This is a genomic window from Tepidicella xavieri, from assembly GCF_004363315.1.
Lineage (GTDB): Bacteria > Pseudomonadota > Gammaproteobacteria > Burkholderiales > Burkholderiaceae_C > Tepidicella > Tepidicella xavieri.
In genome coordinates this window covers 11,635-35,927 of sequence record NZ_SNYL01000013.1, presented here as the reverse complement: position 1 = coordinate 35,927, position 24,293 = coordinate 11,635, and the positions used below count along the sequence as shown (strand labels likewise).

Below are 24,293 nucleotides of genomic sequence, written 5' to 3'. Positions count from 1 at the left end.
GCGGCGGCTAGCGCAGCGGCAGCTCGACGTGGCGCAGGTCCGGGTCTTGCGGATGGGCCTCGATGGTGAAGCCCAGGCGCTTGGCCAGCCCCAGCATGCCGTGGTTTTCGCGCAGCACGGTGCCGACGATGCGGCGCGTGCCGTGCCCGCGCAGGTAGCGCACCAGGCGGTCCATGAGCAGCCAGCCCATGCCCCGGCCTTTGAGGTCGGATCGAACCATCACGCCGAACTCGGCGGCATCGTTGTCCGGATCGCAGATCGCGCGCACAGCCCCCAGCGTCTCCTCGCCGCCTTCGGGCAGGGGGCGGGTGGCGATGAAGGCCATCTCGCGGTCGTAATCGATTTGCGTCAGGCGCGCGAGTTCGCTGTGCTCGATGCTGCGCCGGCTATAGAACAGCCGCATGCGGATGTCTTCGGGGTCCATCTTTTCCAGGAAAGCCCGGTGCTGGGCCTCGTCTTCGGGGCGGATGGGGCGCAGGGTCAGCGCCGTGCCGTCGGGCAGCGTGTGGTGTTCGATCAGCGATTGGGGATACGGCCGGATGGCAAAGCGATCGGCGCCGGCCGGGCAGGCGGCGCTCAGGCGCACGCGCGCATCCAGCGCGATGGCGCCCTCGTGGTCCACGATCAGCGGGTTGATGTCGAGCTCGGCGATTTCGGGCACGTCGGCCAGCAGTTGCGAGATCGCCACCAGGGTCGAGACGATGGCTTCCTCGCGTGCCGGGGGAACGTCGCGGTAGCCTTTGAGCAGCTTGGCGATGCGGGTGCGGCCGATGAGCGAACGCGCCAGCGTGGCATTCAGCGGGGGCAGGGCCAGCGCCCGGTCGGCGATCACTTCCACGGCCGTGCCGCCCTGGCCAAACAGGATGACCGGGCCGAACAGCGGGTCGATGCTGGCGCCGACGATCAGCTCGTGCGCATGGCGCCGGCGGATCATGGGCTGCACGGTGAAGCCCTCCACCCGGGCGCCGGGGCGCAGCTCGGCGACACGCTGCAGCATCGCCTCGGCGGCTTGCTGCACTTCCGCGGCGTTGTGCAGGTTCAGGCGCACGCCGCCCACGTCCGACTTGTGGCTGATGTCGTGCGACAGGATTTTCAGCACCACCGGGTAGCCCAGGGTTTCGGCCGCGTACACCGCCGCTTGGGCTTCGGCCGGCACCACGCGCGTGGGCGTGACGGGGATGCCGGCGCGCTTGAGCAGTTCCTTGGCTTCGGGTTCGGTCAGTAGCTCGCGCCCATCGCGCAGCACGAAGTCCACGATCTCACGGACCCCCGGCAGGTCCATGGCCTGCGCGTCGGGCAGGGCGGGCGGCGTCTCCATCAGCTCGATCTGGTGGCGATGGTATTGGCGCAAGAAGGAAAAGGCGCGCACCGCCTCTTCAGGCGTGTCGTAGTCGGGAATGCCGGCGTCGCGAAAGATCTCGCGCGCGCGGTTGACGGCACTGTGCCCGAGCCAGCAGCCGAGCACGCGCGGTGGCTTTTCGCTGGCCAGTGGGGCCAGGGCTTCGGCGATCTCGGTGCTGGGCACGATGGCAGTGGGCGCCTGCACGAACAGGATGGCCGCGTCCCGCGCCTGGCGCAGCGCGGTGAGCGCGTCCACATAGCGCTGGGCGGGCGCGTCACCGATGATGTCCACCGGGTTGGCGCGCGACCAATTGGCCGGCAGCACCCGATCCAGCGTGGCCACGACGTCCGGGCTCAGCGTGGCGAGTTCCACGCCGGCATGGGCGGCGGCATCGGCCGCCATGACGCCTGCGCCGCCGCCGTTGGTCAGCACGATCAATTGCTCGCTGCGGTTGTCGCGGAAGCGCGCCAACAGTTCCGCCGCCAGAAACAGGTGCTGCAGGGTGAAGACGCGCAACATGCCGGCGCGGGAAATGGCGGCGTCGAACACTTCGTCCGAGCCGGCCAGCGCCCCGGTGTGGGAGGCGGCCGCCTTCTGGCCCTGGGCCGAGCGACCGGCCTTGACCACGATCACCGGCTTGTTGCGGGCCGCCGCGCGTGCGGCCGACATGAATTTGCGCGGCGACTCGATCGACTCGATGTAGAGCAGGATGGCGCGGGTGCGCGGGTCGCTGCCCAGGAAGTCGAGCATGTCGCCGAAGTCCACGTCGGCATGTTCCCCCAGCGAGACGAAATGGGAAAAGCCGATCTGGCGCGAATTGGCCCAGTCCAGCATGGCCGTGACCAGAGCCCCAGACTGCGAGACGAAGGCGATCGGGCCCGGGCGGGCATTGGCATGGGCAAAGCTGGCGTTGAGGCCCAGATGCGGCACCAGCATCCCGATGCAGTTGGGGCCCAAGATGCGCAGGGTGTGCGGGCGCGCCGCATCGAGCATGGCCTGTTTCTGGGCGGCGCTGAGCCCGGCGGTGACCACCACGGCCGCCTTGGTGCCGCGCGCCCCCAGGGCGGCGATCAGGTCGGGCACTGTGGCCGCCGGCGTGCAGATCACCGCCAGGTCAGGTGCTTCAGGCAGCGCGTCGATCGAGGCATAAGCCGTGTGCTCGCCCAGGCGGCTGTGCTTGGGGTTGACCGGGTACAGGCGCCCTTGAAAGCCCTGTGACAGGTTGCGCCAGACGGTGGCGCCGACACTGTGGGGCCGTTGCGAAGCCCCGAGCACGGCAACGCTGCGGGGGGCAAAGAGCGCGTCGAGATGGCGAACGGTCATGGCGTCTTGCGGGTGGACATCCAGGCAATGAGCGAGGAGCGCATGGCCTCCTCGACCGACATGTTGATCGGCGTGAGCCAATCGCGCGGCACGAACACGGTGTAGCCGCCGATCATGTAACCCATGGGCAGATAGACGGCCACGCGGTCACCCGGCAGAAAGCCCGGCGGCAGGCCCTGCATGTGGTTGCGGGTGATCAGCCCCACGATCTCGATCGGCTGATCGGGAAAGCGCAGGATGACCACCTGTTGCGCCGTTTCCTCCCGATGCTGGGGGGAGAAGTAATCCGCAAAGCTCTTGAGCGAGTTGTACACACTCTTGACCACCGGGATGTTGGTGAACGGCAACTCCACCCAGTTCAGCAACCGGGCCGTGGCGTCGCGCGAGATGAGGAAGCCCGCCAGCACGATGATGCAGGCCATCAGGATCAGCCCCAGGCCCGGGATGTAAAAATTGCCGACAATCGGGCGGATGAACTGCATCGCGAACGCCTCCGACCAGGCCACCAGCGTGAACAGCAGGTAGATGGTCAGCCCGATGGGCAGGATGGTGATGAGCCCCCGGAGAAAGTACTGGGACAAGCGCTTCATGAGTGAGGTCTGGGTGCTGGGCTGCATACCGCAAGTCCGTTGCCGGATTGAACACGGGAAATGTGAAAGTTTGATGCAGGGTCCATTGTGCGCGAAGGCGGCGCGCGATACAGAAAGGTGGCATGACAGAAATCAAGAAGTTCGTCTGGGGCGTGCTCGGCGCCGTGGTGCGTGTGTTGCTGTGGCTGCTCATGGCCGTGCTGGCGCTGTTCTTGCTGCTGGTGGCCGTGGTGTTGCTGCTGGTGGGGGTGCTGTGGGCCCTGCTGCGCGGGCAGCGTCCAGCGGCCCCGGTGTTTGTGGGGCGGTTCCGGCGCTTCACCACCGAGCGTGTGTGGCCGGGTGGCAACCGGCAGGCCGGCGCCAGCCACCATGACCGGGCCGAGGTGGTGGATGTGGAGGTGCGCGAGGTGGACGACGGCCAGGACGCGGCCCCGCCCACCACCCGGCCCGACCGGCCACCGGGGTTGGAAGACCGCCGATCCTGAAGCCCGGTGCGGCTCTTTAGTCCGGTTTGAGGCCGAGTGCGGCCTGATAGAGCGCGTTGCGTGGCGCGCCGGTGATGTCGGCGCACAGGCGCGCGGCGGATTTCACGGGCAGCTCCTGCATCAGCAGGCCCAGCACGCGCATCGTTTCTGCGCTCAGCCCGCTGGCGTCGGCCGGTGAGGGCAGCTGCGGATGCAGCACGAGCGTGAATTCGCCTCGGCGGCGGTTTGCCGAAGCGTCCAGCCAGCCGGGCAGCCCGGCGCAAGGCAGGGTGGCGATGTCCTCGAACTGCTTGGTGAGCTCGCGCCCCACCGTCACCCACCGGTCACCCAGTGGGGTCAGCGCCTGCGCCAGCGCGTCGATGCGGTGGGGGGCCTCCAGCAGCACGCAGGCGTGGGGTTGGGCGGCCAGCCGCCGGACGGCGGCCTGGCGGGCGCTGCCTTTGGCGGGCAGAAAGCCGGTGAACTCGAAAGCGGGTGCCTGGTCGGCCAGTGACAGGCCGGCAACGCTGAGCAGCGCGGTGATGCTGCTGGCCCCGGGCAGCGGCATGCAGCGCAGGCCGGCCTCGGTCACGGCGTGGCACAGGCGGCTGCCCGGATCGCTGATGCCCGGCGTGCCTGCGTCACTCACGTATGCGATGCGCTCCCCCGCGGCCAACCGGCGCACGATGCCGTCGGCGGCTTGTGCCTCGTTGTGCTCATGCACGGCCAGCAAAGGGCGCTCCAGCCCATAGCTGCGCAGCAAGGCGGCCGTGTGTCGGGTGTCTTCGCAGGCCACCGCATCGACGCTGGCCAGCACGTGCAGCGCCCGCAACGAGATGTCGCCCAGGTTGCCGATCGGGGTGGCCACGACGTAGAGTGTGGCGGCGGGATAATGCTGCTCGCCCACGAAGGCTTGTGCCGTTTGCACGAGGCTGGGGGCCAAAGACAAAGGGGGTGTGACCATGGTTTCAGGGGGGATGGGGCAGGCCGCCGGCCAGACCGCAGCGCGTGCCAGCAGCACCAGGGAGCGCGGCGACGCGGCCGAGAATCAAGCCTTGGCGTTTCTGCAGGCGCGCGGCTTGCGATTGTTGCGGCGCCATTTTCACACGCCTGGGCGGGGTGGGGGTGAAATCGATCTCATCATGCAGGACGCCGACGGCACCGTGGTGTTTGTGGAGGTGCGGCTGCGGCGCAGCCGCTCGCATGGTGGGGCGGCTGCCACGGTCGGTGCGGTCAAGCAGCGGCGGCTGGTGTTTGCGGCGCGCCACTTTCTGAGCCGGCTGCCGCGCTTGCCGGCTTGCCGCTTCGATGTGGTGGCCATTGAGGGCGAAGGCCCGCAGGCCCGCATCGATTGGGTGGTGGGCGCCTTCACGGCAGACGGATGGTGATGTCGTCACGCAGCGGATTGCAATCGGTTACCCCTTGCTCGGGGAACCCGCCCGGGGGCGCAGGTATCATTTGCGCATGCTTTTGCAACGCATCCAGCAGCACTTCATCGACAGCGCCGATCTCAAATACCAGTGCGCCCAGTCGGTCGCGCCCCAGGTGGAGGCGGCCGTGGGGGCGCTGCTGGCCGCGCTGACCGGTGGCGGCAAGGTGCTGGCGTGCGGCAATGGCGCCTCGGCCGGGCTGGCGCAGGCCTTGGTGGCGTCCCTGGTCGGGCGATTCGAACGCGACCGCCCGGAGTTGGCGGCCTTTGCGTTGGGCTCCAACGCGGCGGTGGTCACGGGTTTGTACAACACCTTCGAGGCCCGGGCCGTGTTCGGGCGCCAGGTGCGCGCGCTGGGCTTGCCGGGCGATGTGTTGCTGGTGGTGACGACGCAGCCCCAGTCCCCTGACGTGCTGGGCGCGGTCGAGGCCGCGCACGATCGCGACATGGTCGTGGTGGCTCTGTGCGGTGCCAAGCCGGGCCAGTTAGGGCCGATGCTCAAGGACACGGACGTGCTCATCAGCGTGCCGTCGGAGCGCTTGTCGCGCGTGCACGAGCTGCACCAACTGGTGCTGCACTGCCTGTGCGATGGGTTGGATGTGCAACTGCTCGGTGACGACAGTGAAACGGAGATGGACGAATGATTGCGATGAAACGGATCGGTTGGCGCCGGGTGTCGGCCAGCGTGTTGGTGGCCACGGCAGCCGTGGCGGGCTTGTCGGCCTGCGCGCCGTTGGTGGTGGGTGGTGCCGTGGGCACGGGCGTGCTGGTGGCGACCGATCGCCGCACGGCCGGCATCCAGCTGGAGGACCAAAGCATCGAGATGCGCGCGGCCAGCCGCTTGCGCGAGGCGTTTGGCAACCGCGCCCGTGTGTCGGTCACCAGTTACAACCGCCGCGTGCTGCTCACCGGCGAGGTCCCCAGCGAAACCGACCGGGCGCTGGCGGTGCGCATCGTGTCCGAGGTCGAAAACGTGGCCGAGATCATCGATGAGCTGGCGGTGATGTCTTCGCCTTCGCTGACGGCGCGCTCTTCCGATGCCTTGGTCACGGCCCGGGTGAAGGCGGCGCTGGTCGATGCGCGCGACCTCTCGGCCAACGCCTTCAAGGTCACGACCGACCGGGGCACGGTGTACCTGATGGGCCGCGTGACCCAGCGGGAGGCCGAACGCGCCACCGAAGTCACGCGCAGCCTCTCGGGCGTGCAGCGCGTGGTCCGCGTGCTGGAGATCATCAGCGAGGAAGAACTCGCCCGCATCCAGCCGCGGCAGGCGCCGGCCGACACGGCGGCCGGGCAGCGGTGATTCAGCGCAGGCGGCGAATCAGGCTGGAGGTGTCCCAGCGCCCGCCGCCCATGCGTTGCACGTCGGCGTAGAACTGGTCCACCAGGGCCGTGATAGGCAAGCGCGAGCCATTGCGCTTGGCTTCTTCCAACACCAGCCCCAGGTCTTTGCGCATCCAGTCCACCGCGAAGCCGAAATCAAAGCGGTCCTCGACCATGGTGGGGCCGCGGTGGTCGAGCTGCCAGCTTTGGGCTGCCCCTTTGCCGATGACTTCGAGCACGCGCGGCATGTCCAGCCCCGCGTTCTGGCCGAAGGCGATGGCTTCGCTCAAGCCCTGTAGCAGCCCGGCGATGCAGATCTGGTTGACCATTTTGGTGAGCTGGCCCGCGCCGCTGGGCCCCATGAGGGTGAAGGCGCGGGCGAAGGCCATGGCCACGGGCTTGACCCTCTCGAACACTTCGGCCTCGCCGCCACACATCACGGTCAGCTGGCCGTTTTGCGCGCCGGCCTGGCCGCCCGAGACGGGCGCGTCGAGGAAGTGACAGCCGCTGGCGCGGGCCACGCCCGCCAGCTCCCGGGCCACGTCGGCCGAGGCGGTGGTGTGGTCCACCAGCACGGTGCCAGCGGCCATGCCAGCCAGGGCGCCGTGCTCGCCCAGCGTCACCGAGCGCAAGTCGTCGTCGTTGCCCACGCAGCAAAACACCAGATCGGCTTGGCGGGCTGCCTCGCGCGGAGTGGGGGCGCTGCGTGCGCCCTGGGCCTGGAATTCCTGCACGAAAGCCGCCGCCTTGGCGGGTGTGCGGTTGTACACCGTGACGGCGTGCCCAGCCCGGGCCAGGTGTCCGGCCATGGGGTAGCCCATCACACCCAAGCCGATGAAGGCCACGCGCTGGGGCGGGCAGGGCAGGTAAGTCTTGTCGTTGAGGCTGGGCATGGGGGTCAGACGATTTGCAGGTGTTCGGTGCCCGCGGCCAGGTCGGTGGTGCGGGCGCGCTGGCTGTTGAGCTTGATCTGGAGCTTGAGGTCGTTTTGCGAATCCGCGTGGCGGATGGCATCTTCGTAGCTGATGATGCCGGCCTCGAACGCGTCAAACAGCGCCTGATCGAAGGTCTGCATGCCCACTTCGCGGCTTCGCTTCATGGTCTCCTTGATTTCGAGGATTTCGCCTTTCATGATCTGGTCGGCGATGAGCGCGCTGTGCAGCAGCACTTCCACGACGGCGTAGCGGCCCTTGCCGTCCTGCCGCGGCAAGAGGCGCTGCGCAATCATGCCGCGCAGGTTCAACGAGACGTCCTTGAGGATCTGGGCGTGGGCTTCTTCGGGGAAGAAGTTGATGATGCGTTCCATCGCCTGGTTGGCGCTGTTGGCATGCAGCGTGGCCAGGCACAGGTGGCCGGTTTCGGAAAAGGAAATGGCGTGCTGCATGGTTTCGCGGTCGCGGATTTCGCCCATCAGGATGACGTTGGGGGCTTGCCGCAGCGAGTTTTTCAGGGCGACTTCCCAGCCGTCGGTGTCCAGGCCCACTTCCCGCTGGGTCACGATGCAGTTCTTGTGCTGGTGCACGAACTCCACCGGGTCCTCGATGGTGACGATGTGGTCATGGGTGTGTTCGTTGCGCCAGTCCACCATGGCCGCCAGGGTGGTGGACTTGCCCGAGCCGGTGCCGCCGACCAGGATGCAAATGCCGCGCTTGGCCAGCGCCAGGTTTTTGAGCACCTGGGGCAGGCCGAGCTCGTCGATGGTGGGGATCTTGGCCGGGATGGTGCGCATGACCAGACCGACTTTGCCCATCTGCACGAAAGCGTTGACCCGAAAGCGTCCAATGCCCCCCGGGGCGATGGCGAAGTTGCATTCCTTGGTGCGCTCGAATTCGGCGGCCTGCTTGTCGTTCATGATGGCGCGGGCCAGGGCCTGGGTGTGCTGTCCGCTCAGCGGTTGTGGCGACACGCGCGTGATCTTGCCGTCGATCTTGATGGCGGGCGGGAAGTCGGCGGTGAGGAACAGGTCGCTGCCGTTGCGGCTCACCATGAGGCGCAGCAGGTCCTGCACGAAGTTGCTGGCTTGATCGCGGTCCATGATGCGGTTCCTTCCGATAGGGATCAGCCGGGGAAGTTTTCAGGGATTTTGGCCTTGGCGCGGGCCTCGGCCGGGGTGACCACGTTGCGGCGCACCAGGTCCATCAGGCTCTGGTCGAGCGTCTGCATGCCGTATTGCTGGCCGGTCTGGATGGCCGAGTACATCTGCGCGACCTTGTTTTCCCGAATGAGGTTGCGGATGGCCGGGGTGCCGATCATGATCTCGTGAGCAGCCACGCGGCCCTGACCGTCGATGGTCTTGAGCAGCGTCTGGGAAATGACGGCCACGAGCGATTCGGACAGCATGGCCCGTACCATTTCCTTTTCCTCGGGCGGGAACACGTCCACGATGCGGTCGATCGTCTTGGCCGCGCTGGAGGTGTGCAGCGTGCCGAACACCAGGTGCCCGGTTTCGGCGGCGGTCATGGCCAGGCGGATGGTTTCCAAGTCACGCATCTCGCCCACCAGGATGGCGTCCGGGTCTTCGCGCAGGGCCGAGCGCAGGGCGTTGGCAAAGCTCAGCGTCATGGGGCCGACTTCGCGCTGGTTCACCAGGCATTTTTTGGATTCGTGCACGAATTCGATCGGGTCTTCGATGGTGAGGATGTGACCGTATTCGTGCTCGTTGAGGTGGTTGATCATCGCCGCCAGCGTGGTGGACTTGCCCGAGCCGGTGGGGCCGGTGACCAGCACCAGCCCGCGCGGTTTGAGCGCCAGATCGGCAAAGATGCGTGGGCAGTTGAGCTGCTCCAGGGTCAGGATCTTGCTCGGGATGGTGCGAAACACGGCCGCAGCGCCACGCTTCTGGTTGAAGGCGTTGACGCGAAAGCGTGCCAGGCCGTCGATCTCGAAGGAGAAGTCGATCTCCAGGAATTCCTCGTAGTGCTTGCGTTGGGCGTCGGTCATGATGTCGTACACCATGGCGTGCACCTGCTTGTGGTCCAGTGGCTCGACGTTGATGCGCCGCACGTCGCCGTGGACCCGTATCATCGGCGGCAGGCCGGCCGACAGGTGCAAATCCGAAGCCTTGTTTTTGGTGCTGAAGGCCAGTAACTGGGTGATGTCCATCCCGTGTCCCGTATTGATCAGTTGTTCCATTATGGCAACGATTTCCGACAATCTCCAGCAGGTGCGGCAGCGGTTGGCGGCCGCCTGCCAGCGCCATGGGCGCCACCCGGCCGAGGTGAGTCTGCTGGCCGTCTCCAAAACCTTTGGCGTGGAGGCAGTGGCTGAGGCCCATGCCGCAGGCCAGCGCGCTTTCGGCGAAAACTATGTGCAGGAGGGGGTGGAGAAAATCGAGGCGGCGCGCCGGCTCGGGCTGCCCGGCTTGCAGTGGCATTGCATCGGGCCGTTGCAAAGCAACAAGACACGCCTGGTGGCCGAGCACTTCGACTGGGTGCAGAGCGTGGATCGGCTCAAGATTGCCCAGCGGCTCAGCGATCAGCGGCCGGATGCGCTGGAGCCGTTGCAGGTGTGCATTCAGGTCAACATCGACGGGGGGGCGAACAAATCGGGCGTGGCGCCCGATGAGGTGTTGGCCCTTGCGCTGGCCGTGGCGGCGTTGCCCAGGCTGCGGTTGCGCGGGCTGATGTGCATTCCCGAGCCCGCGGCCGATTTCGATGCCGCCCGCCGTGTGTTTCTGCAAGCCCAAGCACTGTTTCAGCGCGTGGGCGCCGCTTTGGGTGATCGAGCCGCGGCGTGGGACACGCTGTCCATGGGCATGAGCGCCGATATGGAAGCGGCGGTCGCTGCGGGCAGCACGATGGTGCGGGTCGGCAGCGCGATTTTTGGCCGGCGGGCTTATCCACGGGCCTGAGCGTCGGCCGCCTCGGTGGCTGCCATCGCTTCTGACAGCGCGGCGCGTAAGTCGTCCTCGGTGGCCAGCACCCGCAGCCAGGGGGAGGGTTCCAACTCGCCGGCGGCACGCAGCACTTGCTCCACAGGCAGCTTGATGCCGACCAACCACCATTGGCGCTGCTGCGCAGCCAGCTGCGATCGCAGGCGGGAGAACACCTCTACCCCGGTGGCGTCGATGCGGTTGATCGGCTGCGCGAGCAGCACCACCCGGCGCGTTTCGGGGTGGGTGGCCAGGTGGTCGGTGATGGCCCGCTCCAGCGCCATGGCCGAGCCGAAATCGAGCGCGGCGTCCATGCGCAAGGCGTAGGTGTGCGGGGCCATGGGTGGTAGTTGCCAGAGATGGCGGTCACGCAGCCGTCCGTCGCTGTGCAGCCCCACCTCGATGATGCGCGGGTGCAGCCGCTGGTACAGGAAGTGGCTCAGCGCCATCAGCATGCCGGCCAGCACGCCCCAGTAAATCTGCGGCGCCGTCAGCAAGGTGATGGCGAAGGTGGCCGCCGCCGTGCTGGCTTCCACCCGGGAAATGGCCCATAAGCGGCGAAACGCCATCGGCTTGAGCAGCCCCCCCACCGCCGCCACCACGATGGCGGCCAGCACCGCCTGTGGCACGTGGCTGAGCACCGGCAGCAGCCACAGCAGCACCGCGGCCACCACGCCCACCGAAAACACCGTGGCCCAGCCGGTCTGCGCGCCCGCGTAGAGGTTGAGGGCCGAGCGGCCAAACGAGGAACTGGTGGGGAACGCGCCGCTGAGGCCCGAGGCCACTTTGGCCAGCCCTTGGCCGATCAGGTCTTGGTTCTGATCCCAAGGCCGGCCTTGGCGCGCGCTGTCGATCTTGGCGCTGGCCGCCGTCTCCAGAAAGCTCACCAGTGAAATGACCAGCACCGGCACGGCGAGTTGCCCGAGCACGGGCCAGCCGGGCCAGTCCGGCAGGTAGGGCATGGGCAGCCCGCTCGGGAGGTCGCCCACCACCCGACCGCCGCTTTCGGCAAAGCCCAGCCATTGGCTCAGACCGGCTGCGCCCAGCATGATCAGCAGCACCGAGGGGAACGCCGGCCTCCAGCGCCGCACTGCCCACAGCAGGGCCAGGCTGCCCAGGCCGAAGGCCAGCGATGGGGCATGCACCGCCAGCCACCATGGGCCGGTCGCAGGCGAGCCGGTCCAGCCCAGCAGGCCCTCCAGTTGCGAGGCGATGATGAGCACGGCGGCGGCCTGGGTGAAGGCCATGAGCACCGGTGCGTTGACCAGATTGAGCAACCACCCGAAACGCGCCAACCCCAGCACCACCTGCAGCAGGCCAGACAGAATGGCCAGCCACACCGCCAACGCCACCCACTGCGCCGAGCCCGGTTCGGCCAGCCCACTGAGGGAGGCGGTGATCAGCAGACAGGTCAGCGCCGTTGGCCCGACCGAGAGGCGCTGCGACGACCCGAACAACACCGCCACCAGCGCCGGCAGCATGGCCGCATAAATGCCGGTGACCAGCGGCATGCCGGCCAACGCGGCGTAAGCCACCCCTTGGGGAATGACCATCAGTCCCACCGTCAGGCCGGCGATCGCTTCGCTGCGCAGCAGCGCAGCGCTGGGCCGGGGCCATTGCAGAAAGGGCAGCAGGCGATGCAAGCGCGTCATCGGGCGGCGTGGCTAGGCCGGCAGGCTGAAATAGAACGTGCTGCCCACTTCAGGGGTGCTGTCGGCCCAGATGCGTCCCCCATGGCGCTCGATGATGCGTCGGCACAGGGCCAGCCCGATGCCAGTGCCTTCAAAATCGCTGGCCCGGTGCAGGCGCTGGAACACGCCAAAGAGCCGCTCAGCCCGCTGCGGGTTGAAGCCGACCCCGTTGTCTTCCACCCAGAACACCCACTCGGCCGGGCTGTGTGGCGGCTGCTCGTGCCGGTAGCCGATGCGGATGCGGGCGGGCGTCCGTGGGCGGCTGTATTTCAGGGCGTTCGACAACAGGTTGTCCCAGACCTGGCTCAGCAGCAGCGGGTCGCCCGCCAGCGTGGGCAGCTCGGCCGGCAGCTCCCAACACACTTCGTGGTCCGGGCGGCGCAGGGCCGGGTCGTGCAGCACCCGGTGGAGGCTGGAATGCAGCAGGTCGGCCATGGCGACGGGTTGGCGCTTGAGCGCAGCCCGGCCCAGTTTGGAGAAGGCCAGCAACCCCTCGATCAGTTGGCCCATGTGCTCGGCGGCTTGGGCGATGGTGTCGATGTGCTTGAGCACGGGTGGGCTGGCAGCCGGGCCCAGGTCTTCGCGCAGCAATTCGACGAAGCTGCCGATGTGCCGCAAGGGGGCGCGCAAGTCGTGCGAGACCGAGTACGAAAACGCTTCCAGGTCCTGATTGATGTCTTGCAACTGGCGGGTGCGTTCCTCGACCCGCGTTTCCAGCGCCACGTTGAGCTCCTGCAGCATATCGACCAGGCGCTTGACTTCGGTCATGTCGCGCATGAGGCAGGCGTAGCCGCGGGCTTGGCCGGTGGCCGGGTCGTACAGCGCGGTCAGGATGGTGTTGGCCCAGAAGGTGGAGCCGTCGGCGCGGCGTTGCCAGCCCGGGGTTTCACTTTGCCCGAGCAGGGCCGCGCGCTCCATGCCGGCGGCGATGCTGTCGGGCGGAAGGGGCTCGCCGCTGTGGCCGGCCGGGGCCAGTCGGCTCCAGTCCTGCCCCAGCATCTGGGCTGCGGTGTAGCCGAGCAGCCGCTGGGCGCTGGGCGTCCAGTCGGACACCCGGCCCTGCGGATCGAGGAAGAAAATGGCCGCATCGCGCAGCCCTTCGACGAGCAGGCGCAGCTGGGCTTCCGTGTCGGTTTCCGTCTGGGCGGGCGAGGGCGTCAGGCCGCCAGGCGCCACCGACGGGGGCGTACAGTCGGTGAGGTCGATCAGGTGCAAAAACACGCCGCCGACGTGGGCGCCATGCCAGTCGGGCTGGGCCCGGATGGCGATGTGGCGTTGCCCGAGCCTTGGGTGCTCGAAACGGTCCGACAAGCCCATCTCGGTGCCGCTGAGCGCCGAGGACAGGCAGGGCAGCAGGGCTTCCATCAGGGCCGCGGGCAGCCATTGGTCCAGGGTCGGCAGGGCGTCTGAGGGCAGCGGTTCGGCGGAGGCGTCCTGGCGCCAGCCTTGCGCGGCGGGGTTGGCGTACAGACAGCGCAACTGCGTGTCCAGGCAGAACACGGCGCCAGGCCATTGATCGGCCAGGCGGCGCATGGTCTGCCCATCGGGCAGCGGCGCAGAGCCTTCGGTCCCCGTCGAGGTTGCGGGGAACAGGTGGGCGAAGAACGACTCGGGCAGCTTGTCGTCGATCGGCGTCAGGCTCATGGGGCAACTGTACCCGATTGGACCGGCCGCGCCTTGGCCGGCGCGATGGCCGCAGCCCTCAGGCCGCCGTTGCGGGGCCGTTCAGAAGCGTGGCAATTCCGGGTGCGGCAGTTGGCCGCCGCGCACCAGCATCTTGCCGTATTCGGCGCAGCGGTGCAGCGTCGGGATGACCTTGCCCGGGTTGAGCAGTTCCTGGGCGTCGAAGGCGCGTTTGATGGCGAACATCTGCTCGTTTTCTTCGGCGCTGAATTGCACGCACATGCTGTTGAGCTTTTCCACGCCCACGCCGTGCTCGCCGGTCACGGTGCCGCCCATGGCCACGCTGGTCTCCAGAATGTCGGCCCCGAACAACTCGGCGCGGCGCAGCTGGTCCGGGTCGTTGGCGTCGAACAGGATCAACGGATGCAGGTTGCCGTCGCCCGCATGGAACACGTTGGCGCAGCGCAGGCCGTATGTCTTTTCCATCTGCGCGATGGCGATGAGGATGTCGGCGAGCCGCTTGCGCGGGATGGTGGAATCCATGCACATGTAGTCCGGGCTGATGCGGCCGCTGGCGGGAAAGGCGTTTTTGCGCCCGCTCCAGAAGCGCAGCCGCTCGGCCTCGTCGCGGCTGACGGCAATGGCCGTCGCCCCCGCTTGGCGCAGCACGGCGCTCATGCGGTCGATCTCTTCGGCCACTTCCTCAGGGGTGCCGTCGGATTCGCACAGCAAAATGGCTTCGGCGGTCAGGTCGTAGCCGGCATGGACGAAGTCCTCCACCGCGGCGGTCATGGGCTTGTCCATCATCTCCAGCCCGGCCGGGATGATGCCTGCGGCAATCACGGCGGCCACCGCATCGCCGGCTCGGCGCACATCGTCGAAGCTGGCCATGATGCAGCGGGCCAGCTGCGGCTTGGGCACGAGTTTGACGGTGACTTCCGTGACCACGGCCAGCATGCCTTCGCTGCCAATGAGCAGGGCAAGCAGGTCCAGCCCCGGGGCGTCCAGCGCGTCGCAGCCAAAAGTCACGGGTTCGCCCTCGACGGTGTAGCCGCGCACCTTCAACACGTTGTGTACCGTCAGGCCGTACTTGAGGCAATGCACCCCGCCGGAGTTTTCGGCCACGTTGCCGCCGATGGTGCAGGCGATCTGGCTGCTCGGGTCGGGCGCGTAATACAGGCCATGGGGGGCAGCGGCTTCACTGATGGCCAGATTGCGCACCCCGGCCTGCACCACGGCGGTCTGCGACAGCGGGTCGATGGCGAGGATGCGGTTGAACTTGGCCAGGCTCAGCGTCACGCCCATGGGGTGAGGCATGGCCCCGCCAGACAGCCCGGTGCCAGCACCGCGGGCCACCACGGGCACGCCCAAGGCATGGCAGGCGCGCAAGACGGCGGCCACCTGATCCTCGGTGTCGGGCAGGGCCACGGCCAGCGGACGCTGGCGGTAGGCGGTCAGGCCGTCGCACTCGTAGGGCGTGGTTTGTTCGTCGGTGAACAGCAGGGCGTGCGGCGGCAGCACGGCACCCAGGGCCCGAACCACTTCGGCCTGGCGGGCGGCGCGCTGCATCACCTGCGCTTCGGGGGCATGGATGGGAGCGTTCATGGCGCTCAGTGTAGAGCGGCTGGGCGCTGGCGGGGTTGAAAAATCCTGCAGCCGCTTGTGAATCCCCGATCGGCCGGTTTGACGTGGATCAAGCCGCGTGGCCGAAGGGCTTTTCGGTGCGGTGCCCGCCTCTTGAAAATGGTGGGGCGCGTCATCATGTGCATGTCAGCGCGAACGGCCCACGGCCGTGGGCGTCGCGATGGTTGTGGTGTCATTTCACATGAGGAGTGTTCCATGAGCAATCTGATTCCCCGTGGCAGCCTGTTCGACGAGTTCTTCAAAGACATGGCGCCTGGCTTCTTCATCAAGCCTTTGCATGGCGACCCCCTGCCGCAGTCCATCAAAGTCGATGTGAAAGAGAATCCCGATGCCTACATCGTCGAGGCGGAAATTCCCGGCGTCTCGCGCGATGACATCCAGGTGACCATCGATGGCAGCATCGTGACCTTGCGCGCCGAGGTGCGCCAGATGGACGCCCAGACCTCCAACGAGAAGGTGCTGCGCAGCGAGCGCTACTACGGCTCGGTGGCGCGCAGCTTCCAGTTGCCGGTGGAAATCGACGAAGAAAGCGCCAAGGCCAAGTACGACAACGGCGTGCTCAAGCTCACTTTGCCCAAGAAGCGTGGGCGTGCCGGGCAGCGGCTGGCCATCGAGTGAAGGGGGATGCGCGGCGCGCCGGCGCTCAGTCCAGCGCTTTGCGCAGCCATTCCGCAAACGCGGCGCACTCCCAGCGCTCCATCGTCCCGGTGCGCCAGCACAGGTAATGGGCGTGAGGGCTGGGCACCGGGGTGCGGAAGGCCTCGGAGTCGCCCAGCCGCACCAGCGAGCCGTTTTCCAGCCAAGGGGCGCCCAGCCGGTGCCGCACCAGCGCCACCCCCATGCCCGCGGCGGCGCCATCGCACATCAGGCCGATGTCGTTGAACTGCGAGCCGTCATTCGGCTCGGGCCAGTCCAGGTGGTTGGCGGCAAACCAGGTGCGCCACGGCTCCAGCGGGCTGCGCAGCAGTGGCACGCCTTCGAGGTCTTCTGGGGCCTCGAACGGCCCGTGCTCACGCACGAACGAGGGGGATGCCAGTGGCGTGACCACGTCCTTCATCAGGCACAGATGCTCCACGTCGGCGTAGCGGCCGGTGCCGTAGCGGATGGTGAGATCCGCGTCTTCGGCCACCACGTCCAGCAGTGGGATGCTGACTTGCAGTGTCAGGTCGATTTCGGGGTATGCCTCGGCAAATTGCTTGAGGCGGGGCATGACGATGGAACGCGCGAAGGTCGGGGTGATGGCCAGCCGCAGCTTGCGCCGGCCCGGGTTGGCCTGGCGGCTGGGGAAGCGTTGCAGCGAGGCCAGGCCTTCGCGCACATGGGCCAGGTATTCAATGCCTTCGGTGGTCAGGGAAAAATCCGCCCGCCCGAACAGCTTGACCCCGAGTGTCTGCTCCAACTGCTTGACCCGATGGCTCACTGCGCTGGGCGTGACGCACAGTTCCTCGGCCGCCTGCGTGACGCTGCGCAGCCGCGCCAACGCCTCGAAGGTCAGCAGGCACTGGATGGGCGGGATGCGGGCGGCCACGGTTGCCACTCCTTCAGCGGAACACCACGGTCTTGTGGCCGTTGAGCAGCACGCGGTGCTCGCTGTGCCACTTCACGGCGCGGGCCAGCACCTGGCTTTCGGTGTCGCGTCCGATGGCAGTGAGGTCTTCCACCGTCATGCTGTGGTCCACGCGGGCCACGTCCTGCTCGATGATGGGGCCTTCGTCCAGGTCCTCGGTCACGTAGTGGGCGGTGGCGCCGATCAGCTTGACGCCCCGGTCGTGGGCCTGGTAATAGGGCTTGGCGCCCTTGAAGCTGGGCAGGAAGCTGTGGTGGATGTTGATGGCACGCCCCTGCAGCCGCTCACACATGCCGTCGGAAAGAATCTGCATGTAGCGTGCCAGCACCACCAGCTCGGCCTGCTCCTGCTCGATGATTTCGAGCTGGCGGGCTTCGACCTGGGCCTTGTTGGACGGGGTCACGGGCAGATGGTGAAAGGGAATGTCGTAGCTGGCCGCGAGTTGGTAGAAATCCCGGTGGTTGCTGATGATGGCGCGGATGTCCAGCCGCAGCAGGCCGGTTTTCCAGCGGAACAGCAGGTCGTTGAGGCAGTGGCCTTGCTGACTGACCATGAGCACGGTGCGCATGGGCTCGTGCCAGGGGTGCAGGCCCCATTGCATGGCGTGGCTCTCGGCAAACGTTTGTACCTGCTGGCGCAATTCGGCAGCGGGCAGCCGGTCGCAGACGAACTGCACCCGCATGAAGAACAGGCCGGTGTCGTGGTCGTTGTACTGGGCGGCTTCCTCGATGTTGCCGCCGTGTTCCAGCAAAAAGCCCGACACCGCATGCACGATGCCGGGTTTGTCCTTGCAGGACAGGGTCAAGACATAGGTCGCATTCATGGATGCGGATTGTCGCAGGGTCTGGGGTGGGTCGCCGCCCCCAGGCCGGTCGGTGAGGCGATCAGCCGTCCCGATTGATGCGGGTGATGAGCTCTTGCAGCACGGCGTCGGCGCGGTCGTTGTCCACTTGGCAGGTGCCGGCGGCTTCGTGGCCACCCCCGCCATAGGCCAGCATCAGTTCGCCCACATGGGTGCGCGAGCTGCGGTCAATGATGGATTTGCCGGTGGCCAGTACGGTGTTCTGCTTTTGAAGCCCCCACATCACGTGAATGGAGATATTGGTTTGGGGGAACAAGGCATAGATCATGAAGCGGTTGGTGGCCCAGATGGTTTCTTCCTGTCGCAAGTCCAGCACCACCAAATTGCCGTGCACCGTGGCGCAACGGCGGATCTGTGCCTTGGCTTTGTCCTCGTGTTCGCGGTAGAGCATCACGCGTTCCTGCACATCGGGCAAGGCGAGGATTTCCTCGATCGTGTGGTCGCGGCAGTATTTGATCAAATCCATCATCAGCTGGTAGTTGCTGATGCGGAAGTTGCGAAAGCGCCCCAGGCCGGTGCGCGAGTCCATCAGGTAGTTGAGCAGTACCCAGCCCTGGGGGTGGAGGATGTCGTCGATGCTGAACTGGGCCGAGTCGGCTTTGTCCACCGCCTCCATCATGTCGTCACTGATGCGGGGAAATGCGGCTTTGCCGCCGTAGTGGCGGTACACCACACGCGCTGCCGAGGGGGCGGTGGCGTCGATGATGTGGTTGGGGCGTTCGCCTGTGTTGCGCAGCGTCTCGGACGCGTGGTGGTCGAACGCCAGGTGCGCCGCCGGGACGTAAGGCAGGTTGGTGGTGATGTCGCGCCCGGTGATGGCGACTTTGCCGTCTTGCATATCCTTGGGGTGGACAAAGAGGATGTCGTCGATGAGATTCAGTTCGTTGAGCAGCACGGCGCAGACCAGGCCGTCGAAATCGCTGCGGGTGACGAGGCGGAAGCGTTGTTCAGACATGGGACTCCTCGGGGCATGGGGCTAGGGCAGGCTGCCGACGGAGCCATTATGGCGCGGAAGCGGTGGGCATCGGCGGGTGTCCGGCCTCGCGGGCACGCACCAGGGCGTGCAGGAGCCGGTTGGCCGGCACGGGCAGGCCATGTGCCTCGGCGCGCCGGATCACGTAGCCATTGATGTGGTCGATCTCGCTTGGGTGGCCGCGCATCAGGTCGCGCGCGGTGGAGGACAACTGCGTGGCCATGCTCTGGGCGATGCCTTCGATGGCGGCCCAGGTGTCGCCGGGCACCGCCACGCCTTCGGCCGCGGCCACGGCCAAGCATTCGCGCTCGATGTCGCGCATCACCGCCCACATGCCTTCGAGCTGAACCAGGCGGGCATAGGGCAACTGCGTGAGCGCCGACAGAGCGTTGTAAGCACAATTGATGATCAGCTTGGCCCAGAGCGCGCCTTGCACCTCTTCGCTCACCGTCACGCCGATGCCGGCTTGGGCGCAGGCCGCGATGAAGGCGTCTGCATCGGGGTAAGGGCTGATGACGAGCTCGCCCCGCCCGTGGTGCTGCACGTGTCCCGGGCCGGCCATACCGCTGGCCACGTACACTACCGCTGGGATCACCGGCCGACCCAGCACGGCGGCCAGGCGGGGGGCGTTGTCCACGCCGTTTTGCAGGCTCAAGACCGTGGCCTGGGGGCTCAGATGCGGGCGCATTTGGGCGCCAGCGGTTTCGGTGTCGGTGGACTTGACGCAGAACAGCACCACGTCGGCACTGGCCACGCCATTGGCATCGGTCGTGGCCTGCAGGGCGATGCGCTCGGTCCAGTCGCGTGTCTGCAGGCGCAATCCCTGCTGCTGGATGGCCTGTACATGCGCCGGCCGCCCGATCAGCGTGACGTCGTGACCGGCGCGGGCGAGCATGCCGCCGTAGTAACAGCCGACCGCGCCGGCTCCCATGATGGCAAATCGCATAGGCGTTCAGATGGGCTTCAAACATCCGCAGCTTAACAAAGTGACGCCGCCTGCGTATCCGATAATCCCAGCCCATGGCGCCTGGGGTGCCGCAGCAGCAGGAGGATCGATGACATTGGCGGTGGATGTGGTGGTGATGGCGGCGGGCAAAGGCACGCGCATGAAAAGCGCGCGCCCCAAGGTGTTGCACCGTTTGGCAGGCAAGGCGTTGCTCGGGCATGTCATTGAACGGGCTGCGGGCCTTGGGGCGCGGCAGGCGGTGATCGTCACCGGGCACCAGGCCGAGCAGGTGGAGGCGGCGCTGGCTGCGATGAATGAGCAGCGCTTGCCCTGGCGCTGCGTGCGCCAATCACCTCAGTTGGGCACCGGGCATGCGGTGCAGCAGGCCATGCCGGCGCTGCCCGATGACGGCGTGACGCTGGTGCTCTCGGGCGATGTGCCCCTCACGGAAGTGGCCACCTTGCAGGCGCTGCTCGATGCTTGCGCGGGCCGTCATCTGGCGCTGCTGACGCTGGATTTGCCCGATCCGACGGGCTACGGGCGCATTTTGCGCGGGCAGGGCGATGAGGTGCGCGCCATCGTCGAGCACAAAGACGCCAGCGAAGCGCAGCGCCGCATCACCGAAATTTACAGCGGCATCATGGCCGTGCCGACGCGGCTGCTGCGGGGCTGGTTGGCGCGGCTGGACAATCACAATGCCCAGGGCGAGTATTACCTTACCGATGTGGTGAAGTTCGCCGTGGCCGATGGCGTGCCGGTGGTGGCGTACCGCATCGATGACCCGGTGCAGGTGGCCGGCGTGAACAGCCCGGCCCAGTTGGCCGAGTTGGAGCGTGCCTTTCAGCGGCGGGTGGCCGAGCGGCTCATGGCCGATGGGGTGCGCCTGGCCGACCCCGCGCGGCTGGATGTGCGCGGCAGCCTGCGCTGCGGGCAGGACGTGGAGATCGATGTGAACTGCGTCTTCGAAGGCGAGGTCTTCCTGGGAGACGGGGTGCGCATCGGTGCCCACTGCGTGATTGCGAACGCCCGCATCGAACCCGGCGCGGTGATCCATCCGTTCACCCACATCGATGGGGAGCGGCTGGGCGTCACGGTGGGGGAGTCGGCTCTGGTGGGGCCGTTTGCCCGGTTGCGGCCAGGGTCGGTGCTGGGGCCGCAGGTCCATATCGGCAATTTCGTGGAGGTGAAAAACGCCACGCTGGCCACTGGCGCCAAAGCCAACCACCTGGCCTATCTGGGCGATGCCACCGTGGGCGAGCGCGTCAACTATGGCGCGGGCAGCATCACCGCCAATTACGACGGCGCCCACAAGCATCGCACCGTCATCGAGGCCGACGTGCATGTGGGCAGCAATTGCGTGCTCGTCGCCCCGGTCACGCTGGGGGCAGGCGGCACGATAGGCGGCGGTTCCACCATCACGAAAGACACGCCGCCCGGCGCCCTGACCGTGGCCCGGGCCAAGCAGTCGAGCATTCCCAACTGGAAGCGGCCCGAGAAGAAGCGGCCTTGAGCCAGGGGCGTTACCAGCCCCAGACCAGGTTGCTGGCGATCCAGGCGGTGCCGCGGCCGCTGGGGTGCTGCACTTGCACCCAGTCGCCTTGGCGCCGGGTGGTGCGCAGCACGTCGCCGTAGTTCACCGTGCCCACGATGGCGTGCTGCGTGCCCGGGCCGGCGCGAAGGTTGACGCGGGTGCCTTTGACGATATGGTGCGGCACATTGGTGGTGACGCTGGCGGCGATCCAGCCCTGGTCGCCCTCGAAGTCCTGCACGCGCAGCCAGTTGCCGCGGCGCTCCAGCACTTGCAGCGGGTAGCCCTGGGCGAGTTTCCACAGCACCTCGGTGTTCGTGCCCGGGCCGGCCCGCATGTTGACGTTGGGGTTGCGCACGCTCACCAGCTCCTGGGCCCAGGTGGGGGTGAGCGTGGCAAGCGCCAGGGCGGCGGCGGTCATGAAACGGCGGACGTGGGCCATCGAGGGCATGCGGGAATCCTCCTTCTTCGGGCGCGGTTGGACACAAAGGTTGAAAGGAACGACCTTTCCCGCCGGCCGAGGTTCCCAGAATTATGCGCGCAGTGGCCGCCAAGTGGGCCATTGGAACGCTCAGGCAGGCTCGGGCAAGGGCAGTGAGGGGTCGAACTTGGCCCGTTTCAGGCTGAAGAACGCCTTGACGTTGCGCACGTTGGCGTCGTCGGTGAAAAGCCGCTGCGCCAGCGCCAGATAGGCCGGCATGTCGCGCACCGCCACCACGAGGACGAAGTCTGGCCCGGGGCTGACGCGGTAGCACTGGCGCACGGCCGGCTCGGCGATGGCGCGGGCCTCGAAGGCGTCCAGGGCTTCGGCGCCTTGACGGTCCAGGCTCACTTCCACCAAGGCCGTCAGGCCATGCCCCACGGCCTCGGCCAGCCGCTGGGGGTGCAGCAAGGCAACCCGGCGCTCGATGATGCCCAGGCGTTCGAGGCGCCGGATGCGCCGCAGGCTGGTGGCGGGCGAGACGCCGCCGTCGGCAGCCAGCCGGTGATTGCTTTGCCCAGCGTCGGCTTGCAGAGCGCTCAGCAGCCGAAGGTCGATGGCGTCCAGTAAATATTCATTCATTTGAAGAAATTTTTTGACGAAAAATTTCTCTGTGTACTTTCTATGAATGATTATTTCACGGATAGGCATTAAATGAATACCGATTTCTTTGTGTCCGTTCTAGCATGAGCGGGTCGTCTATTCAACCAAAGAGGCATCGCAGACATGTGTGGCATTGTGGGCGCCGTGGGGGCGCAGGACGTGGTGGCCGTGCTGGTGCAGGGTTTGCAGCGGCTGGAGTACCGGGGGTATGACTCGTGTGGCGTGGCGGTGTACCGCAGCGAGGGGCCTCAGCCCGGGCTGTACCGCGCGCGCAGCACGGCGCGGGTGGCCGATTTGCAGGCCCAGGTGGCCGCCGAAGGCTTGCGGGCCGGCACGGGCATTGCCCATACCCGGTGGGCTACGCACGGCGCGCCTGCCGTGCATAACGCGCATCCGCACTTCAGCCACGGCCCCGGGGCCGATGCGGCCAACCGCCCGGCGCGCGTGGCCTTGGTGCACAACGGCATCATCGAAAACCACGACGAACTGCGCGCCGAGCTGCAGGCCCGCGGGTACGTGTTTGCCAGCCAAACCGATACCGAGGTGATCGCCCACCTGGTCGATGCGCTGTACGACGGCGACCTGTTCGAGGCGGTGCGCGGCGCGGTGGCGCGTTTGCACGGCGCGTATGCGATCGCGGTGTTTCACAAAGACGAGCCGCAGCGCGTGGTGGGCGCGCGCGCGGGTTCGCCCCTGGTGCTGGGGGTGGGCGCGGCAGAAGCGGGCGTGCCGGCGCCGCATTTCTTGGCCAGCGATGCCATGGCCCTGGCCGGGGTGACCGATCAGATCGTGTACCTGGCCGAAGGCGACGTGGTGGATGTGCAGTTGGGGCGCTACTGGATCGTGGACCGCGAGGGCCGCCCCATGGATGCCGGCCAGCGGCCGGTCAAGACGGTGCAGGCCCACAGCGGCGCGGTGGAGCTGGGGCCATACCGCCACTACATGCAAAAGGAAATTTTCGAGCAGCCGCGGGCCTTGGCGGATACCCTGGAGGGGGTGGAGAGCGTGGTGCCAGAGCTGTTCGACGGGCAGGGCGAGCAGCCCATGGCCGCGTGGCGGGTGTTTCAAGCCATCGACCGGGTGCTGATTCTGGCGTGCGGCACCAGTTATTACAGCGGCTGTGTGGCCAAGTACTGGCTGGAGGAGATCGCCCGCATCCCGACCCAGGTCGAAATCGCCAGCGAGTACCGCTACCGCGCGAGCGTGCCCGATCCGCGCACGCTGGTGGTCACCATCAGCCAGAGCGGCGAGACGGCCGACACGCTGGCGGCGCTGCGCCACGCGCAGAGCCTGGGCATGCGTCACACGCTGACGGTTTGCAATGTGGCCACCAGCGCGATGGTGCGCGAATGCGCGCTGGCCTACATCACCCGCGCGGGGGCCGAGATCGGGGTGGCCAGCACCAAAGCATTCACCACCCAGCTGGCGGGCTTGTTCTTGCTGACGCTGGCATTGGCCCAGGCCAAGGGCCGCTTGAGCGCCGAGGATGAGGCCCGCCACCTCAAGGCCATGCGCCATCTGCCCGTGGCCGTGCAGTCGGTGCTCGCGCTGGAGCCGCAAATCATCCACTGGGCCGAGCAGTTCGCGCAAAAAGAGCATGCGCTGTTCCTGGGCCGTGGGCTGCACTACCCGATCGCGCTGGAAGGCGCGCTCAAGCTCAAGGAAATCAGCTACATCCACGCCGAGGCCTATCCGGCCGGCGAGCTCAAGCACGGCCCCTTGGCGCTGGTGACCCAGGCCATGCCGGTGGTGACGGTGGCGCCCAACGATGCTTTGCTGGAAAAACTCAAGAGCAATATGCAGGAGGTGCGGGCCCGCGGGGGGGTGCTGTATGTGCTGGCCGATGCCGGCACCCACATCGGCAGCGCCGACGGGGTGCATGTGATCCGCATGCCCGAGCACTACGGCGTGCTCAGCCCCATCCTCCATGTGGTGCCGCTGCAACTGCTGGCCTACCACACCGCGTTGGCCCGCGGCACCGATGTGGACAAGCCGCGCAACCTGGCCAAGAGTGTGACGGTGGAATAAGACCG

Annotated in this window: 23 protein-coding genes; 8 read left to right on the top strand and 15 right to left on the bottom strand. The window is 67.2% G+C overall.

From position 1 onward, the window contains the following. Positions 1–7: 7 nt before the first annotated feature. Together DFR43_RS10650 and DFR43_RS10645 are read right to left on the bottom strand one after the other, a co-directional pair. Positions 8–2,665 (bottom strand): bifunctional acetate--CoA ligase family protein/GNAT family N-acetyltransferase, encoded by a 2,658-nt coding sequence (locus DFR43_RS10650; RefSeq protein WP_133598482.1) that lies wholly within the window; start codon positions 2,663–2,665, stop codon positions 8–10. Beyond that, positions 2,662–3,255, bottom strand: a complete 594-nt coding sequence (locus DFR43_RS10645) for a DUF502 domain-containing protein (protein ID WP_133598480.1) — start codon at positions 3,253–3,255, stop codon at positions 2,662–2,664. Before DFR43_RS10645 ends, DFR43_RS10650 begins: the two co-directional genes overlap by 4 nt. Before the next feature lie 122 nt (positions 3,256–3,377). On the opposite strand from DFR43_RS10645, the gene DFR43_RS10640 reads away from it, so the two are divergent. After that, the gene (locus tag DFR43_RS10640) at positions 3,378–3,740 is read left to right on the top strand and encodes a hypothetical protein (RefSeq protein ID WP_133598478.1); all 363 of its coding nucleotides are present in this window, start codon (positions 3,378–3,380) and stop codon (positions 3,738–3,740) included. Between the two features lie 16 nt (positions 3,741–3,756). Here the strand turns inward: DFR43_RS10640 and rsmI are convergent, their stop codons facing one another. Beyond that, positions 3,757–4,683, bottom strand: coding sequence for a 16S rRNA (cytidine(1402)-2'-O)-methyltransferase (gene rsmI, locus DFR43_RS10635; RefSeq protein ID WP_133598477.1), 927 nt, complete (start codon positions 4,681–4,683; stop codon positions 3,757–3,759). On the opposite strand from rsmI, the gene DFR43_RS10630 reads away from it, so the two are divergent. The 3 genes from DFR43_RS10630 (at position 4,682) to DFR43_RS10620 (ending at position 6,451) form a co-directional block, all read left to right on the top strand. Then, entirely contained in the window at positions 4,682–5,107 is a 426-nt protein-coding gene (locus DFR43_RS10630; protein WP_245988904.1) for a YraN family protein, read from the top strand. The two genes, rsmI and DFR43_RS10630, sit on opposite strands and share 2 nt — an antisense overlap. Positions 5,108–5,183: 76 nt before the next feature. Then, on the top strand, positions 5,184–5,792 hold the full coding sequence (locus DFR43_RS10625; RefSeq protein ID WP_133598475.1) for an SIS domain-containing protein: 609 nt from the start codon (positions 5,184–5,186) through the stop codon (positions 5,790–5,792). Continuing rightward, the gene (locus tag DFR43_RS10620; RefSeq protein WP_425471091.1) at positions 5,789–6,451 is read left to right on the top strand and encodes a BON domain-containing protein; all 663 of its coding nucleotides are present in this window, start codon (positions 5,789–5,791) and stop codon (positions 6,449–6,451) included. Before DFR43_RS10625 ends, DFR43_RS10620 begins: the two co-directional genes overlap by 4 nt. 1 nt (position 6,452) lies before the next feature. Here the strand turns inward: DFR43_RS10620 and DFR43_RS10615 are convergent, their stop codons facing one another. From DFR43_RS10615 to DFR43_RS10605, 3 genes are read right to left on the bottom strand one after another with little or no spacing between them, the layout of a single operon-like run. Beyond that, entirely contained in the window at positions 6,453–7,364 is a 912-nt protein-coding gene (locus DFR43_RS10615; RefSeq protein WP_133598473.1) for an NAD(P)-dependent oxidoreductase, read from the bottom strand. A gap of 5 nt (positions 7,365–7,369) precedes the next feature. Next, the gene (locus DFR43_RS10610; protein WP_133598471.1) at positions 7,370–8,506 is read right to left on the bottom strand and encodes a PilT/PilU family type 4a pilus ATPase; all 1,137 of its coding nucleotides are present in this window, start codon (positions 8,504–8,506) and stop codon (positions 7,370–7,372) included. A 23-nt stretch (positions 8,507–8,529) separates the two neighbouring features. Then, positions 8,530–9,573, bottom strand: a complete 1,044-nt coding sequence (locus tag DFR43_RS10605; RefSeq protein WP_133598469.1) for a type IV pilus twitching motility protein PilT — start codon at positions 9,571–9,573, stop codon at positions 8,530–8,532. 31 nt (positions 9,574–9,604) lie between these two features. Here DFR43_RS10605 and DFR43_RS10600 point away from each other — a divergent pair, with 31 nt between their 5' ends. Further along, positions 9,605–10,321 carry a YggS family pyridoxal phosphate-dependent enzyme gene (locus tag DFR43_RS10600; protein WP_133598467.1) on the top strand — a complete coding sequence of 239 codons (717 nt, stop codon included), beginning with the start codon at positions 9,605–9,607 and terminating at the stop codon, positions 10,319–10,321. On the opposite strand, the gene DFR43_RS10595 is transcribed toward DFR43_RS10600, so the two are convergent. The 3 genes from DFR43_RS10595 to DFR43_RS10585 all read right to left on the bottom strand — a co-directional run bounded on the left by DFR43_RS10595 (position 10,306) and on the right by DFR43_RS10585 (position 15,261). After that, a complete protein-coding gene (locus DFR43_RS10595; RefSeq protein ID WP_133598465.1) occupies positions 10,306–11,994 on the bottom strand; it encodes a SulP family inorganic anion transporter in 1,689 nt (562 codons plus the stop codon). The genes DFR43_RS10600 and DFR43_RS10595 overlap by 16 nt on opposite strands. A gap of 12 nt (positions 11,995–12,006) precedes the next feature. Further along, on the bottom strand, positions 12,007–13,677 hold the full coding sequence (locus DFR43_RS10590; protein ID WP_133598463.1) for a PAS domain-containing sensor histidine kinase: 1,671 nt from the start codon (positions 13,675–13,677) through the stop codon (positions 12,007–12,009). A gap of 81 nt (positions 13,678–13,758) precedes the next feature. Then, positions 13,759–15,261, bottom strand: a complete 1,503-nt coding sequence (locus DFR43_RS10585) for an FAD-linked oxidase C-terminal domain-containing protein (RefSeq protein WP_133598461.1) — start codon at positions 15,259–15,261, stop codon at positions 13,759–13,761. Positions 15,262–15,495: 234 nt separating this feature from the next. On the opposite strand from DFR43_RS10585, the gene DFR43_RS10580 reads away from it, so the two are divergent. Next, on the top strand, positions 15,496–15,918 hold the full coding sequence (locus tag DFR43_RS10580; RefSeq protein WP_133598459.1) for an Hsp20/alpha crystallin family protein: 423 nt from the start codon (positions 15,496–15,498) through the stop codon (positions 15,916–15,918). A 25-nt stretch (positions 15,919–15,943) separates the two neighbouring features. On the opposite strand, the gene DFR43_RS10575 is transcribed toward DFR43_RS10580, so the two are convergent. The 4 genes from DFR43_RS10575 to DFR43_RS10560 form a co-directional block, all read right to left on the bottom strand. Beyond that, entirely contained in the window at positions 15,944–16,828 is an 885-nt protein-coding gene (locus DFR43_RS10575; RefSeq protein WP_425471090.1) for a LysR substrate-binding domain-containing protein, read from the bottom strand. Positions 16,829–16,841: 13 nt separating this feature from the next. Then, positions 16,842–17,690 (bottom strand): formyltetrahydrofolate deformylase, encoded by an 849-nt coding sequence (gene purU, locus DFR43_RS10570; protein ID WP_133598454.1) that lies wholly within the window; start codon positions 17,688–17,690, stop codon positions 16,842–16,844. A gap of 61 nt (positions 17,691–17,751) precedes the next feature. Next, positions 17,752–18,684, bottom strand: a complete 933-nt coding sequence (locus tag DFR43_RS10565) for an exopolyphosphatase (RefSeq protein WP_133598452.1) — start codon at positions 18,682–18,684, stop codon at positions 17,752–17,754. 46 nt (positions 18,685–18,730) lie between these two features. Further along, the gene (locus DFR43_RS10560; RefSeq protein ID WP_133598451.1) at positions 18,731–19,648 is read right to left on the bottom strand and encodes a ketopantoate reductase family protein; all 918 of its coding nucleotides are present in this window, start codon (positions 19,646–19,648) and stop codon (positions 18,731–18,733) included. A 109-nt stretch (positions 19,649–19,757) separates the two neighbouring features. On the opposite strand from DFR43_RS10560, the gene glmU reads away from it, so the two are divergent. Then, a complete protein-coding gene (gene glmU, locus DFR43_RS10555; protein ID WP_133598449.1) occupies positions 19,758–21,158 on the top strand; it encodes a bifunctional UDP-N-acetylglucosamine diphosphorylase/glucosamine-1-phosphate N-acetyltransferase GlmU in 1,401 nt (466 codons plus the stop codon). 10 nt (positions 21,159–21,168) lie between these two features. On the opposite strand, the gene DFR43_RS10550 is transcribed toward glmU, so the two are convergent. Together DFR43_RS10550 and DFR43_RS10545 are read right to left on the bottom strand one after the other, a co-directional pair. Next, the gene (locus tag DFR43_RS10550) at positions 21,169–21,627 is read right to left on the bottom strand and encodes an SH3 domain-containing protein (protein WP_133598447.1); all 459 of its coding nucleotides are present in this window, start codon (positions 21,625–21,627) and stop codon (positions 21,169–21,171) included. Positions 21,628–21,747: 120 nt separating this feature from the next. Beyond that, positions 21,748–22,239: an Lrp/AsnC family transcriptional regulator gene (locus tag DFR43_RS10545; RefSeq protein ID WP_133598445.1), complete on the bottom strand. Its 492-nt coding sequence runs from the start codon at positions 22,237–22,239 to the stop codon at positions 21,748–21,750. Between the two features lie 144 nt (positions 22,240–22,383). Here DFR43_RS10545 and glmS point away from each other — a divergent pair, with 144 nt between their 5' ends. Continuing rightward, the gene (gene glmS / locus DFR43_RS10540) at positions 22,384–24,288 is read left to right on the top strand and encodes a glutamine--fructose-6-phosphate transaminase (isomerizing) (protein WP_133598443.1); all 1,905 of its coding nucleotides are present in this window, start codon (positions 22,384–22,386) and stop codon (positions 24,286–24,288) included. The last annotated feature ends 5 nt before the right edge of the window (positions 24,289–24,293 follow it).

Excerpts from the sequence above, each read along its gene's own strand:
- DFR43_RS10650 (WP_133598482.1), bottom strand. The coding sequence starts at position 2,665 with ATGACCGTTCGCCATCTCGACGCGCTCTTTGCCCCCCGCAGCGTTGCC.
- DFR43_RS10645 (WP_133598480.1), bottom strand. The coding sequence starts at position 3,255 with ATGAAGCGCTTGTCCCAGTACTTTCTCCGGGGGCTCATCACCATCCTG.
- DFR43_RS10640 (WP_133598478.1), top strand. The coding sequence starts at position 3,378 with ATGACAGAAATCAAGAAGTTCGTCTGGGGCGTGCTCGGCGCCGTGGTG.
- DFR43_RS10630 (WP_245988904.1), top strand. The coding sequence starts at position 4,682 with ATGGTTTCAGGGGGGATGGGGCAGGCCGCCGGCCAGACCGCAGCGCGT.
- rsmI (WP_133598477.1), bottom strand. The coding sequence starts at position 4,683 with ATGGTCACACCCCCTTTGTCTTTGGCCCCCAGCCTCGTGCAAACGGCA.
- DFR43_RS10625 (WP_133598475.1), top strand. The coding sequence starts at position 5,184 with ATGCTTTTGCAACGCATCCAGCAGCACTTCATCGACAGCGCCGATCTC.
- DFR43_RS10620 (WP_425471091.1), top strand. The coding sequence starts at position 5,789 with ATGATTGCGATGAAACGGATCGGTTGGCGCCGGGTGTCGGCCAGCGTG.
- DFR43_RS10615 (WP_133598473.1), bottom strand. The coding sequence starts at position 7,364 with ATGCCCAGCCTCAACGACAAGACTTACCTGCCCTGCCCGCCCCAGCGC.
- DFR43_RS10610 (WP_133598471.1), bottom strand. The coding sequence starts at position 8,506 with ATGGACCGCGATCAAGCCAGCAACTTCGTGCAGGACCTGCTGCGCCTC.
- DFR43_RS10605 (WP_133598469.1), bottom strand. The coding sequence starts at position 9,573 with ATGGACATCACCCAGTTACTGGCCTTCAGCACCAAAAACAAGGCTTCG.
- DFR43_RS10600 (WP_133598467.1), top strand. The coding sequence starts at position 9,605 with ATGGCAACGATTTCCGACAATCTCCAGCAGGTGCGGCAGCGGTTGGCG.
- DFR43_RS10595 (WP_133598465.1), bottom strand. The coding sequence starts at position 11,994 with ATGACGCGCTTGCATCGCCTGCTGCCCTTTCTGCAATGGCCCCGGCCC.
- DFR43_RS10590 (WP_133598463.1), bottom strand. The coding sequence starts at position 13,677 with ATGAGCCTGACGCCGATCGACGACAAGCTGCCCGAGTCGTTCTTCGCC.
- DFR43_RS10585 (WP_133598461.1), bottom strand. The coding sequence starts at position 15,261 with ATGAACGCTCCCATCCATGCCCCCGAAGCGCAGGTGATGCAGCGCGCC.
- DFR43_RS10580 (WP_133598459.1), top strand. The coding sequence starts at position 15,496 with ATGAGCAATCTGATTCCCCGTGGCAGCCTGTTCGACGAGTTCTTCAAA.
- purU (WP_133598454.1), bottom strand. The coding sequence starts at position 17,690 with ATGAATGCGACCTATGTCTTGACCCTGTCCTGCAAGGACAAACCCGGC.
- DFR43_RS10565 (WP_133598452.1), bottom strand. The coding sequence starts at position 18,684 with ATGTCTGAACAACGCTTCCGCCTCGTCACCCGCAGCGATTTCGACGGC.
- DFR43_RS10560 (WP_133598451.1), bottom strand. The coding sequence starts at position 19,648 with ATGCGATTTGCCATCATGGGAGCCGGCGCGGTCGGCTGTTACTACGGC.
- glmU (WP_133598449.1), top strand. The coding sequence starts at position 19,758 with ATGACATTGGCGGTGGATGTGGTGGTGATGGCGGCGGGCAAAGGCACG.
- DFR43_RS10550 (WP_133598447.1), bottom strand. The coding sequence starts at position 21,627 with ATGCCCTCGATGGCCCACGTCCGCCGTTTCATGACCGCCGCCGCCCTG.
- DFR43_RS10545 (WP_133598445.1), bottom strand. The coding sequence starts at position 22,239 with ATGAATGAATATTTACTGGACGCCATCGACCTTCGGCTGCTGAGCGCT.
- glmS (WP_133598443.1), top strand. The coding sequence starts at position 22,384 with ATGTGTGGCATTGTGGGCGCCGTGGGGGCGCAGGACGTGGTGGCCGTG.